The 12,872-nt window shown below is 44.3% G+C and carries 10 protein-coding genes and 1 pseudogene; 6 read left to right on the forward strand and 5 right to left on the reverse strand.

What is annotated here, in order from left to right; all coding sequences use genetic code 11:
• The 4 genes and pseudogenes from HADU_RS04815 to HADU_RS04830 form a co-directional block, all read right to left on the reverse strand.
• A complete protein-coding gene (locus HADU_RS04815; RefSeq protein ID WP_008304052.1) occupies positions 1-1,173 on the reverse strand; it encodes a benzoate/H(+) symporter BenE family transporter in 1,173 nt (390 codons plus the stop codon).
• A 124-nt stretch (positions 1,174-1,297) separates the two neighbouring features.
• Positions 1,298-1,948, reverse strand: coding sequence for a leucine efflux protein LeuE (leuE, locus tag HADU_RS04820; protein WP_034592310.1), 651 nt, complete (start codon positions 1,946-1,948; stop codon positions 1,298-1,300).
• 67 nt (positions 1,949-2,015) lie between these two features.
• Positions 2,016-3,001, reverse strand: a pseudogene (tal, locus tag HADU_RS04825) (transaldolase).
• An 88-nt stretch (positions 3,002-3,089) separates the two neighbouring features.
• Positions 3,090-3,980 (reverse strand): LysR family transcriptional regulator, encoded by an 891-nt coding sequence (locus tag HADU_RS04830; protein WP_008304057.1) that lies wholly within the window; start codon positions 3,978-3,980, stop codon positions 3,090-3,092.
• 98 nt (positions 3,981-4,078) lie between these two features.
• Here HADU_RS04830 and aceI point away from each other — a divergent pair, with 98 nt between their 5' ends.
• Positions 4,079-4,510, forward strand: coding sequence for a chlorhexidine efflux PACE transporter AceI (aceI, locus tag HADU_RS04835; protein WP_034592311.1), 432 nt, complete (start codon positions 4,079-4,081; stop codon positions 4,508-4,510).
• Positions 4,511-4,583: 73 nt separating this feature from the next.
• Here the strand turns inward: aceI and HADU_RS04840 are convergent, their stop codons facing one another.
• Positions 4,584-6,098 (reverse strand): acetyl-CoA C-acetyltransferase, encoded by a 1,515-nt coding sequence (locus HADU_RS04840; RefSeq protein WP_034592312.1) that lies wholly within the window; start codon positions 6,096-6,098, stop codon positions 4,584-4,586.
• A gap of 240 nt (positions 6,099-6,338) precedes the next feature.
• On the opposite strand from HADU_RS04840, the gene HADU_RS04845 reads away from it, so the two are divergent.
• The 5 genes from HADU_RS04845 (at position 6,339) to dnaX (ending at position 12,869) form a co-directional block, all read left to right on the forward strand.
• A complete protein-coding gene (locus HADU_RS04845) occupies positions 6,339-7,730 on the forward strand; it encodes a 3-oxoacyl-ACP reductase (protein WP_004815661.1) in 1,392 nt (463 codons plus the stop codon).
• Positions 7,731-7,921: 191 nt separating this feature from the next.
• Positions 7,922-8,776: a MaoC family dehydratase gene (locus HADU_RS04850; RefSeq protein WP_008304064.1), complete on the forward strand. Its 855-nt coding sequence runs from the start codon at positions 7,922-7,924 to the stop codon at positions 8,774-8,776.
• A gap of 93 nt (positions 8,777-8,869) precedes the next feature.
• Positions 8,870-10,120 (forward strand): serine hydrolase domain-containing protein, encoded by a 1,251-nt coding sequence (locus tag HADU_RS04855; RefSeq protein ID WP_008304065.1) that lies wholly within the window; start codon positions 8,870-8,872, stop codon positions 10,118-10,120.
• Positions 10,121-10,203: 83 nt separating this feature from the next.
• Positions 10,204-10,653 (forward strand): copper resistance protein NlpE N-terminal domain-containing protein, encoded by a 450-nt coding sequence (locus tag HADU_RS04860; RefSeq protein ID WP_008304066.1) that lies wholly within the window; start codon positions 10,204-10,206, stop codon positions 10,651-10,653.
• 128 nt (positions 10,654-10,781) lie between these two features.
• The gene (gene dnaX, locus HADU_RS04865; protein WP_008304067.1) at positions 10,782-12,869 is read left to right on the forward strand and encodes a DNA polymerase III subunit gamma/tau; all 2,088 of its coding nucleotides are present in this window, start codon (positions 10,782-10,784) and stop codon (positions 12,867-12,869) included.
• Positions 12,870-12,872: the final 3 nt, after the last annotated feature.

Below are 12,872 nucleotides of genomic sequence, written 5' to 3' on the forward strand. Positions count from 1 at the left end.
TTAATAAGTTTTACGCCATTTAAAGAACAGATGTACTATCAGGCCAAACAATAGTCCCCAGAATGCTGAACCGATGCCAAGGAATTGCACTCCTGAAGCACTAAACAGGAAGGTTAATAATGCCGCCTCGCGTTCATCCATGTGGCTGAAAGCAAGTGTAATGTTATGTCCAATGGTGCCCAACAGGGCAATCCCTGCCAGTGCAGTAATAAAAACGGCAGGGAAGGCTAAAAGAATACTGGTCAGTGTGGCTGCAAATAAGCCCATGAGGATATAGAAGAAACCACAGCTCATACCAGCGATATAACGTTTCTTGCTATCCGGGTGGGCCTGATCATCGAGGCTGATCGCTGCGCTAATCGCTGCAATATTGACGGCGAAACAGCCAAAAGGAGCCAGTAAGGTTTGAGCAGTGCCGGTCCAGCCAATCAGCTGATTAACATGTGGCGTATAACCATAACTTTTAATCATTGCCAAGCCGGGTAAATATTGCGATGCCATATTAATAACAAAGAGTGGCAAGGCCAGACCAAGAATCGCAGTCCAGGAAAATTCAGGGCTCACCCAGACTGGATGAGCCAGTGACCAATGCAGCCTCGGTGGATTAAAGTCCAGAAATATGGGACATAGGGCGACACCAGCAATCACGGTAACCACAATGCTATAACGGGGCGATAGCCGCTTGGCAATGATATAGGCAGCGAGTAGACACAGGATAAAGCCCAGCTCATGTTGCAAGCTGGCAAACAGACCAATCCCGAATTTAAGTAAGACTCCTGCCAGCATTGCGCTGGTTAGACTTTGCGGAATCGCATGCAGAACTTTCTCAAAAATACCTAAAAACCCCAATACGGCAGTGACAAGGCCGCACACCAGAAAAGCGCCCAAAGCTTCAGGCAGGCTATAGCCTGTGCCGGTTGCCAGGATTAAGGCCAGACCTGCGGTTGACCAAGAGGTTGCTACTGGATATTTAAACTTCCAGGAAAGAATAAGTCCGCAAAGACCAATCCCGATCCCTAGGGCCCAGAACCATGAAGTAATTTCAGCTGTGTTCGCGCCTAAGAGCTGTGCAGCCTGAATTACCAGCACAGAGGAAACACTGATCCCAACTAAAAAAGTAATAAAACCGGCAAATGCTGCGGGTAGGGAGAAGTCTTGAAGGAGTTTTTGCATATCCGTTGCAGAGATAATCAGTATGAGTGAAAAGTGCACTTATCATACGCGCTTCAGTAATGCTGTTAAAGGTAAAAACAACCTAAATCACGTAGGGTTATAAGTTGTTGGGACGTCATGCATTTCATAAAGTTGAAGTCGCCAGTTTTAGCCCAAAGCCACAAAACAGGATTGCCACACTGACTACACAAAGTGAAGTCAGACGGTAATGATGCCCAAAGAATTGAGCCAGCGTAGCACCTGAAAAAATCAGAATACTGAGATAAGACATGCTGATGATCTGCAAAATAATTGCCAGAATCGTAAAAGTCAGTGCAGGGTATGAATAGGATGGATCAACAAACTGCACAAAAAAAGAAAGATAAAACAGAATCGCTTTGGGATTCAAAATGCTGATGGTCATCGCCGTACGGAAGGGATGTAATTGCTCCAGATTCTGCTCGGCTTGCTGGATCTGTGCATTGCTATGTACGATATTCCAGGTGTGGTAAGCCGCAATCAACAATTTAATACCCAGATAGCTCAGATACACCGCACCAATAATTTTCAGAATAGTAAACAGGACCGGAAAAGCATGCAGTAAAGATGCTGCACCGAGTGCGGTCAGGAAAATTAAAACCATATCTCCAGCATAGACACCGAATGCGGCCCGATATCCAGTTTTAATCCCGTAGCGAGAAGCTACCGACATGACGTAGAGGGAATTCGGTCCGGGTAACATCACAATTAACGCTGTTCCAATGATAAAGGTCGTTAAATCAGTGATACCAAACACGCAAAATCCACATACAAAAAAGCCGATGCGGCATTATACCTGCATCGGCTTAGAGCTGAATTAAGATTTAAGCCTTAATTTCTGAATCTGTTGTAAAACTTTGGCTTAACAGGGTAGAGAGCTGTTCACGTGCTTTAATAAAGCCCTGAATACCCGCTTCCAGTAACTGGGAAGCCATTGGATCTTGCTCTAATTGCTGTTTAAAGTCTTCCTGGCTAATTGGAGTTAAAGTCCCTTGCTTTGGAACATGATCCGAAGACAACTGCGGCTCAACAACACGGTTATCCTGTTCAAGCTGATCGAGCAGGTTGGGTGCAACAGTTAACAGGTCGCATCCAGTCAGACCCAGCACCTGATCAATACTACGGAAGCTGGCACCCATCACTTCAGTCTGTATACCGTGTGATTTGTAGAAGTTATAAATACTTTTTACCGATAACACACCTGGATCTTTTTCAATCGGATACTGATCTACACCTTCAGCCTTTTTGTACCAGTCCAGAATACGGCCAACAAATGGCGAAATCAGGGTAACTTTGGCATCTGCACAGGCATGTGCCTGATGCTGACCAAAGAGCAGGGTCAGGTTGGTATGAATGCCTTCGGCTTCCAGCGCACGTGCGGCCTGAATACCTTCCCAGGTCGATGCAATCTTGATCAGGATACGATCTGAAGCAACGCCGTACTGTGCGTACAGTGCCAGTAATTCTTTGGCTTTGGCAATCGTCGCTTCAGTATCATAAGACAGGGAGGCGTCCACTTCAGTAGAAACACGGCCTTCAATCAGTTTAAGAATTTCCACACCAAATTTAACCGTAAGAATGTCAATAGTACGTTCAATCAGTTCATTACCCATATAACCTTCGGTTTTAGTCCTGCGCATAAGCGTCTTCAATCAGAGCTTTGTTTTCTAGCCTGATTGGCGGCAGCAGTAATCAGTGAAGGATTGGTGGTTGCATCGAGTGGACGGAATTTTTCAATCGCAGCTAAATCGCTGCTGTCCGCAACAATGGTGGTGAATTGTTTTAGTTGGTTTAACGCACTTTGTGTCATTTGGATCTAGTTCTTAGGTTATTGCTTATGCATTCTGTTATATCACAAAGTGCTTATTTCCCAAGTGTTCACCGACTATTTTCAGTAACTAATCTGTGTTTTTGCGTTGATTTCTGATGTGATTAATCAAAAAATGTGCAGCCTGACCGAGTTTTGTTTCACGACTCCAGACCAGATCGACAAAATAATCAAACTTTGGGGTGAAATCATACAGATCCAGAATATGCAGTTGTTCCTGAATATGTGGATGTTCATGCGGCATTTCCATCGGTAAAATTCCCCAGCCCAAACCCTGTTTAATTAATCGATAGGCGGAGTGATGGTTGTCGGTACGCCAATAGTTTCTGGAAAATAACAGTTCTGGCTTGATCTGATGATCACGGCTGGCAACTACAATCTGGCGACTATTCAGAATCTGCTCATAGCTGACCTGATCAAGCTGACTTAAAGCATGGGATTTCGCGGCAACGGCAACCAGCGTTTCTTTTTTCAGTTCTACAAACTGCTCTCGGGTCTCCAGTTGCTCTCGTTCAAACATCAATGCAAGTTGGGCAGCGCCTTCAAATAACAACCGGTGAGCATCTTCTTGCGGGGCAGAAAATACATTGATTTGTAAATCCGGAAACTGCTGTTCCAGTAAGACTACATAATCGGTCCAGCGTGTATGTAGGAGCTCAGATACAATGACAATATTCAGTTCAGATTCTAGCCCTGAGCTTAATGCTTGAGCATGTTGCTTCCACTGATTCATTTCTACCAATAGTTGTTCAGTCTTTTCATACAGCACTTGAGCTGCTGTTGTAGGCTGTGGCTCACGGCCAATCCGTTTAAAAAGCTGTAAATCCAGATCAATTTCCATGTGGGCAATGGCCATACTTACAGCAGAGGGCACTTTGCCAAGCTTGCGTGCGGCTGCCGAGAAGGAGCCAGTCTCTATCACTGCTTTAAACAGCAGTAATTGTTCCTGATTAATATTCATATTTTAATCTGTCAATATTTTTGAAAGATTCTAACTCGAATAATCACATAATTGAAAATAAACTAGGCACTATTATTAAGCTATTTGAGTAAGCAGAGATGTTAATTTCAAGCAGAAGGATAGTGCATGCGCTGAGCTATGAGATCATTCTGTTGGTTATCATTGCCATTACCCTGAGTTATATCTTTCAGTTGCCGATGGAAGTGACCGGAACTTTAGGTGTTGCCATGGCAGTCACATCCGTAGTCTGGAATATGCTGTTTAACCATTATTTTGAAAAGATCGAGGCGAAACATCAGCTAAAAAGAACCATTAAGGTGCGTATTGCGCATGCTATCGGTTTTGAAGGTGGCTTGATGCTGGCGACCATTCCGATGGTGGCATATGCCTTAGAGATGAGCTTGTGGCAGGCAATTTTGACAGATTTGAGTTTAACGCTATGTATTCTGGTCTATACCTTTATTTTCCAGTGGTGCTATGACCAGATTGAAATAAAAATGGGAATTCGTCCTGAATATGCTAAAAGTTGATTTGTCTTAAAGCATTGCGTGACCAATAAAAAAGCACCTCATATGAGGTGCTTTTTTAAATCAGGTGTAAAGATTATTTTTCAATAATCGCAGTCACACCTTGACCGCCAGCCGCACAGATCGACACCAGTACACGACCTGAACCTTTCTGGTTTAATAGTTTCGCAGCAGTCGCGATGATACGGCCACCTGTCGCAGCAAATGGGTGACCCGCTGCCAGTGAAGAGCCTTTTACATTCAGTTTGGCACGGTCGATTGAACCCAATGGTGCATCCTGGCCTAAACGTTCTTTACAGAATTTCGGATCTTCCCACGCTTTTAAGGTTGAAAGTACTTGCGATGCAAATGCTTCGTGGATTTCATAGTAGTCGAAGTCTTGAAGTTTCAGACCAGCACGCTCCAGCATACGTGGAACGGCATAAGCAGGTGCCATCAACAGGCCTTCTTTCTTCTCTACAAAATCAACTGCCGCAGTTTCCTGGAAAGTTAAGTAAGCCAGTACTTCATGACCATTGGCTTTCGCCCATTCTTCAGACGCTAGCAGTACACAAGATGCGCCATCCGTCAGCGGAGTAGAGTTACCTGCAGTCATGGTACGTGCATCGCCCTTACCAAAAGCAGGTTTCAATTTTGCCAGTTTTTCAACTGAAGAATCTGGACGCAGGTTATTGTCACGCTCAAGACCTAGGAATGGTGTGATCAGGTCATCAAAGAAACCTTCTTCGTATGCTGCTGCCATTTTCTGGTGTGAAGATGCAGCCAGTTCATCCTGTGCTTCACGAGAAATGCCCCATTCCAGTGTTGTGATTGCCTGATGGTCGCCCATAGACAGGCCGGTACGTGGCTCACCATTTTTCGGTGCATCCATCAGGTCTTTCACATTAATTTTGGTTAAAGCTTTCAAACGATCTTTTGCTGTTCTAGCAATGTTCAGTTCAAGTAAAGCTTTACGTAAACCATCACCAAATGCGATTGGCGCGTCAGAGGTAGTATCTACACCACCAGCCACACCGACTTCGATTTGACCTAATGCAATTTTATTGGCAACCAGGAATGCAGCTTGCAGACCAGTACCACATGCCTGCTGAATGTCATAAGCCGGAGTTTCAGGTGCAAGGGCAGTGTTCAGTACGCACTCACGCGTCATGTTAAAGTCACGGCTGTGTTTCAATACTGCACCAGCTACGACTTCACCCAGGCGTTGACCTTGTAAATTAAAACGTTCAATCAGGCCATTCAGGGCTGCGGTGAACATATCAGTATTGGATGCCGTAAAGTAAGCACCGTTAGAACGTGCAAATGGAATGCGGTTACCACCGATAATAGCAACGCGGCGAACTGTATTTTGGCTCATGTCTTGGTCCTGTTGAACAGAAATCTGTGTTTTTGGTGTTAAGGTTTTATTGCTTGAAGTCGTATTTTCCGCACGATTAGACGCAGCACGGGGGCGCGTGGTTTTCGTCGGACTTTTTTCTGCAGACGTTGCGCTCGTCGTTTTGCTTGTGCGCTTGCGTGCTGTTGATGGTTTTGACACGCTTTCGGCTACAGGATTCTCGACCGCTGGATTTTCTTGAGTTGTTTTGCTCATAAGGCTTTACCAGGCAAATTGATCATCTTCTTGGTCGCTACATTAACATAGAAGGCTATAGGCTGAATTGACTAGAATGACATTACAGAGTGCGCTTAGGTCAAGTCATCTGTTTATTATCTCAAGTATTATTGACCAGAATCTGATGGATCTATTGAATTATAAGTATCTGACATTATATTGAAGTTAAAGCATAACTTTAGATCGATCAAAAATTAATTTGTATGAGAGATAATAATCATGACTGACCAGTACCAAGCGTTCGCAAAATCTCCTATTGGTAAATTTGTCATTAAAAACCTGGGTCTTCCATCCCCAACCTTCCTTGAGCGCTATGACTCTGCAACTCCTGTAGTCAAAGGCGCCGTTTTAGTAGGTGCTGCACCTGGCAGTACTTTGACTGGTTCAATTGCACAAGTTTTGGCAAATATTCATGCCAATAGCTATGCGGGAAATAATGCTGAACTGCAACAGGCAGCTGCACAAGCGGGTCTGAACCTGGGTGCATTTAATCAGGGCGACAAAGAATCAAAATTTAAAGTAGCAATTTTTGATGCGTCTGGTATTCAGAATTCGGACGATTTAAAAGCGTTATATGATTTCTTTAATCCGATCGCGCGTCAAATCCAGGCATCTGGTCGTGTGGTGATTGTAGGAACCACTCCTGAATCAGCAACTTCAGTGAAGCAGGCAATTGCACAACGTGCGCTTGAAGGTTTTGTAAAATCAGTGGGTAAAGAATTCAAAAAAGGTATCGCAGCGAACCTGATCTATGTGGACAATGGGGCTGAAGCAAATCTCGAATCTGCACTCCGCTTTGCGATTTCTCCACGTTCTGCCTATGTGTCTGGTCAAGTGATTCGCGTATCTCAAGCAGCGACTCAAGATGTAGACTGGACTAAACCTTTGGCAGGCAAGACAGCTGTAGTCACAGGTGCTAGCCGTGGTATTGGTGAAGCGATTGCCCATGTACTGGCACGTGATGGTGCACATGTGATTTGTCTGGACGTTCCGCAGCAGCAAGCAGATCTTGACCGTGTAGCAGGTGAGATTGATGGTTCTACCTTGGCAATTGATATTACTGCAGCTGATGCTGGTGAAAAAATCAAAGCTGCGGCAGCTGCGCAGGGCGGTTTAGATATTATCGTGCATAATGCCGGTATTACCCGTGACAAGACTTTGGCAAACATGAAGCCTGAGCTTTGGGATCTGGTAATTAACATCAACCTGTCAGCGATTGAACGCGTTAATGATTACCTGTTGAATAATGATGGTCTGAACGCTAACGGCCGTATTATCTGTGTATCTTCAATCTCTGGTATTGCGGGTAATCTGGGGCAAACTAACTATGCAGCTTCTAAGGCAGGTGTAGTCGGTATTGTGAAATATACAGCTCCAACTTTAAGCAATGGTATTACCATTAACGCCGTTGCTCCTGGTTTTATTGAAACTCAAATGACTGCTGCAATTCCTTTCGCAATTCGTGAAGCTGGCCGCCGTATGAATTCAATGAGTCAAGGTGGTTTACCAGTCGATGTCGCTGAAACGATTGCAATGTTCGCTTCAACTGCATCTACAGGCTTGAATGGCAATGTGGTTCGTGTCTGTGGTCAGAGCCTGTTAGGGGCTTAATTCTTTCTGAAAAGTTCTTTTCTCTCTCTACGTTAACCCGTAGAGTAGATCAAGAATTCCCTCTCCTCGTAGGAAAGGTTAAATAAATTAAATAGAAGGTAGGATGAGATATTATCCTCATCCCAGCCTTCTCCCAGAGGGAGAAGGGGCTTTCAATCCAAATTGAAATAAAAATATTCCAAAGGTTCAGTATGCATACTCGCCATTTTAATCAACTTCCAAAGCCGTATCTTGCTTATCCAAAAATCATTCAGGGTCTCATTTCAAAAAAACCAAAGGGTGAAAAGGTCCTGCCGCAAGTTGAATACGTGGTAGATTCATTCAAGGTCGATCAAAAGCATTTAAAAGCTTACAACGCCGTCTGTGGTTTTAAGAATAATGGTTATATCCCGGCGATCTATCTGGCAGTACTTTCACAAAGCCTGCAAATGCATATGATGACCTCGGAAGCTTTCCCATTTCCAATTCTAGGATTGGTGCATATCCGCAATCAGGTCAAGCAATACCGTAAAGTGGGTGTGAATGAACAGCTGACTTTATCTTGCACGTTCGGTGAGTTGCAGCCACATGACAAAGGCGTACAGTTTGATTTCATTACTACAGTGAAAGTCGGTAATGATGTCGTGGTTGAAGCATTAACCACTTATTTGTCACGTCAAAAAACTGATGCAAAAGCATCTGCAAAAACCATAGAAAGCAAAACACCGAATTATGAAGTGAATGCGGAATGGGATATCTCTGAAAATACTGGTCGTCGCTATGCTCTGTCTTCAGGTGACTTTAACCTGATTCACATTCATGCACTAACAGCTAAAGCTTTCGGTTTTAAACAGGCGATTGCCCATGGCATGTGGAGTAAGGCGAGAGCTTTAGCCAGCCTGACCCTGCCAGATGCCTATGAAGCGGACGTGTGGTTTAAGCTACCGATGTACTTGCCATCTAAAGTGCAGTTCACGACTGCGAAATCAGACAATGATACTGAATTCCTGATCCGTAATGCGAAAAGCCAGAAACCGCATGTTTCAGGTAGCATCAAAGCTTTATAATGATCTAAAAAGCCTAAACTTGATTTAGGCTTTTTTTATTTCAGCCTGTACAAATATTAGATCTCATTTGAAACATGTATCAAGGAAGGACGCATGAAACCGATTAAACAATATCTATCTGCCAGTACCGAAAACTATCTAGGTTATGTTGATCCTCGCTTTCAGGATCTGGCCGTGCAGTTTAGTCGTTTTCAGGATGCACGTGCCGAACAGGGGGGTGCTGCACTGGTGGTTTATCATCAGGGTGAAAAAGTCCTGGATATTTATACCGGCAAAAAATCTGAACAGGAACTGTGGCAACCGGATACGCTGTCAGTGTGTTATTCCACAGGCAAAGGTGTCTTAGCGACCTTGGCACATATCTTGGTCAGTCATGGGCTGATCAGCTATGACACACCTGTAGTAGAATACTGGCCAGAGTTTGCCCAGCAAGACAAAGACCAGATCACGCTGGCACATATGCTCAGTCATCAAAGTGGTTTGTATGATATTCGCAATATCATCGAGGATGCCCGGGAAATGGTAGATTGGCCGCATATACTGCAACGCGTTGCCGCAGCCAGACCACGTTTTGCTTTAGGAACGGATGCAGCTTATCAGCCGCTCACTTTTGGCTGGCAGGTCGGTGGAGCGTTGGAAAAAGCGACTGGCAAAACACTTGCTGAGTTGATGGAGCAATATCTGGTGCAACCATTACAGCTAGATGGTGCTTACTTTGGTGTGCCTGAGCATGAATTGCTACGTGTTGCTCGTCCGATTCACCGGAAAAAAGAACAGACTCGGTCACGCGCAGATCAAACTCATCAACCAAGGAAGCCTAATCTGATGGAACGCGCCTTAGAGCTGAGTGGTCAAAATCCGCAGGATTTTCAGGATGCCATGATTCCTAAAGGTATGAAGCATCTCAACTTCTTTAGTGATGAAGGGCTTAAAGCCATTATTCCTGCAGCAACCGGGGTATTTACTGCTCAGAGTCTGGCAAAAGTCTATGCCATGCTGGCACAACAAGGCCAATGGCAGGGACAAGACCTTATTTCCCAACAGACTTTTACACGTTTAAGTACGGTGCAATATACTCATCGTGACCGGATTATGCCGTTTCCGATGCATTGGCGTCTAGGCTATCACCGCATCCTGACCTTAGGAAAATCAACAAAAGGCTTTGGTCATGTCGGTTTTAATGGCTCTGGAGCCTGGTGTGATCCGGAACGTAAACTGAGTTTTGCTTATACCCATAATTTTCCTACTGCTTCCATTACTGGAGATTACCGTCTGTGGGGCTTAACTCAGGAAGCCTTACGTTGCGCTGATCAGATCCAGACCGGACGTAAGGGCTGGTTTTAAGATTCCCGACAAATTAATGCAATTTACCTCACGGTATTCACTATGGTATGTTGCCGCATAATCAACATGCTGAATCTAGAATCATGAAGAAAGTTATTTTGATTCCACTCGTGGCAACGGCGGCACTATGGGGTTGTCAGGATACCAAACAGGATAAAGCCCAAACTGCAATTGAAGCTCAGGCGATGCAAACGGCCTGGACGGGTGAATATCAGGGCACAACACCGTGTATGGGATGTTTATCCAGCTGTGAAGATTGTCCGGGAATGGCTGTAAAACTTCGACTAAATGAAGATGAAACCTTTGTGCTGGAACGTGAGAGTCTGAGCGGTCATAATGAGATTGAAACGATTAGCGGTAAAATCCGTTTTCAGGATGACAGTAGACAGAAGATTGAATTGCTCAACGTCGCTAAACGAAATTTACTGTTTGTTGATCTGGAAAAGGGTTTACTCGAAATTCGTGAAGATCAAACAGGCAAACGCTATCAGATGCAAAGTGATTTTATTTTAGCTGAAAGCCTAAATTCTTGATAAAAGTTTTTGTTTTATATCCCTTTTTTTATCTGAATAAAAAAGGGATTTTTATTTATTCAATTCCTGCATTTATTTCACTATTTATCAAAAAAACAGTATGCTTAGACCTGTGAAAAGGAGCATACATGTATCAGGTACTTGCACGAAAATATCGTCCTCGTAATTTCAATGAATTGGTGGGTCAAAACCATGTTTCTCGTGCCTTAACCAGTGCGCTCGAACGTGGCCGTCTGCATCATGCCTATTTGTTTACGGGCACGCGCGGTGTGGGTAAAACGACGATTGCACGTATTCTTGCAAAATGCCTGAACTGTGAAACAGGGGTGACTTCAACGCCGTGTGAGGTCTGTCCAACCTGTACTGCCGTGAATGAAGGCCGTTTTATTGACCTGATCGAGATCGATGCAGCTTCCCGTACAAAAGTTGAAGATACACGTGAACTGTTAGATAACGTTCCCTATGCACCCACTCAAGGGCGCTTCAAGGTCTATCTGATCGATGAAGTACACATGCTCTCCACCCATTCTTTCAATGCCTTGTTAAAGACGCTGGAAGAACCTCCTGAACATGTGAAGTTCCTGTTTGCAACCACAGATCCGCAAAAACTCCCGATTACGGTTATTTCGCGTTGTTTACAGTTTACTTTACGTCCATTAGCAGTCGATGAAATTACTGATCACCTAGGGCATATTTTACAAAAAGAAAGTATTCAGGCTGACCAAGATGCAATCTGGCAAATTGCTGAATCTGCACAAGGTTCATTGCGTGATGCACTGTCGCTGACCGATCAGGCCATTGCTTATGGTCAGGGTGCGATTCAGCATCAGGACGTGAAAGAGATGCTGGGCCTGATTGACCGCACCATTATCTATGACCTGATTTTGGCGGTTCACCAGAATCAGAAGGCCCGTGTCAGTGAACTTTTACTCCAGTTCCGGCAGCAGGCACTAGATGTATCTCTAGTATTAGATCAGCTGATCTCGACCTTACATGAACTGGCACTTTTACAATATTTGCCAGATTTAAGTCTGAAATATAGTGCTGAGATTAACCAGAAAATCATGCAGCTCTCAGGACTGATTTCAGCACAAGATCTGCAGCTGTATTATCAAATTGCCTGTAAGGGTCGTGCTGATCTGCAAATGGCAGTAACGCAGGAGCAGGGTTTTGAAATGATGGTGCTGCGCTTGCTGGCTTTCCGTCCATTACAGCCAAATGAGATTCCAGCCAATACTGTACCAGTACAACAAGTGGCACCTGTAGCTGCACAGCCAAGTATTGTCCCCCAACAGGAAAGTGCTCCAGTTGCATCACCGGTGGTCGAAGATTTTCCATTAGATGATGGTTATGAGGATGAGCCAGAATATAGCCCAGCCACTGCACAGTCTGAATCATCTTCTGATGATTTTCTCGATGTGGAAGATGAACCAGATTTACATGCTGCGCCAGCACAGGCAGCAGAACCTACGACAGTTAAGCAACCAAGTACGGATCAGATTATGTTTGACCCAAGTGTGGATGATGGACTGTTTGGTTTTGATGATGTGCCGGCGGAACCAGCTACAGCAAGCACAGAAGCCAGTAGTGATGATTTCCTGTTAGAAGAATATCTTCCTGAAAATCGTACTGCTGCGCCTGTAGAACAGAATGAGCCTGAATTCAGTTTGTCTGCAGCAACACCTGAAACAAAAAATGTTGAAAATATTGAAGTTTATTCTCAAGCAGAGCCTATAGCTCCGACAGAAGTTGTACATATCCAGACAGCAAATACAGATATTTCAACAGATCGTAATCTGATGCCACAGGATATCCTGCAAATTCCGGTACAGGACATGCAGGGTGAATGGACTGTAGAAAAATGGGAATTCTGGTTCCGCAATAGCCAGCTTTCACCAGCGGTACAGGAGCTGGCACAGTACGGTATTATGACCGGGCAAATTGATGGAGAATCAGTTTTTCATATTCCAGAGCGTTACCAGCAGTTACTCGGTCAGTTGAAACATACCCTAGAAGAAGCTTTAAAACAGCAATGGACAGGTACGCAATTCAAAGTGAAGTTTGAAGATGTCAATGAACTGACACCTTATACCATGCAGCGTGAACGTAAAGTGCGTGCATTTAAACGCGCTGAGGAGTTGCTAAATGCAGAACCTGCTGTGAAAGATCTGGTACAAAACTTCGATGCAGAATTGAAAAACATTCAGCTGAAATAAGTT

The sequence above is a fragment of the Acinetobacter sp. HA genome, assembly GCF_000264725.1.
Lineage (GTDB): Bacteria > Pseudomonadota > Gammaproteobacteria > Pseudomonadales > Moraxellaceae > Acinetobacter > Acinetobacter schindleri.

Excerpts from the sequence above, each read along its gene's own strand:
- HADU_RS04840 (WP_034592312.1), bottom strand. The coding sequence starts at position 6,098 with ATGAGCAAAACAACTCAAGAAAATCCAGCGGTCGAGAATCCTGTAGCC.
- HADU_RS04845 (WP_004815661.1), top strand. The coding sequence starts at position 6,339 with ATGACTGACCAGTACCAAGCGTTCGCAAAATCTCCTATTGGTAAATTT.
- HADU_RS04815 (WP_008304052.1), bottom strand. The coding sequence starts at position 1,173 with ATGCAAAAACTCCTTCAAGACTTCTCCCTACCCGCAGCATTTGCCGGT.
- dnaX (WP_008304067.1), top strand. The coding sequence starts at position 10,782 with ATGTATCAGGTACTTGCACGAAAATATCGTCCTCGTAATTTCAATGAA.
- HADU_RS04850 (WP_008304064.1), top strand. The coding sequence starts at position 7,922 with ATGCATACTCGCCATTTTAATCAACTTCCAAAGCCGTATCTTGCTTAT.
- HADU_RS04855 (WP_008304065.1), top strand. The coding sequence starts at position 8,870 with ATGAAACCGATTAAACAATATCTATCTGCCAGTACCGAAAACTATCTA.
- aceI (WP_034592311.1), top strand. The coding sequence starts at position 4,079 with ATGTTAATTTCAAGCAGAAGGATAGTGCATGCGCTGAGCTATGAGATC.
- HADU_RS04830 (WP_008304057.1), bottom strand. The coding sequence starts at position 3,980 with ATGAATATTAATCAGGAACAATTACTGCTGTTTAAAGCAGTGATAGAG.
- HADU_RS04860 (WP_008304066.1), top strand. The coding sequence starts at position 10,204 with ATGAAGAAAGTTATTTTGATTCCACTCGTGGCAACGGCGGCACTATGG.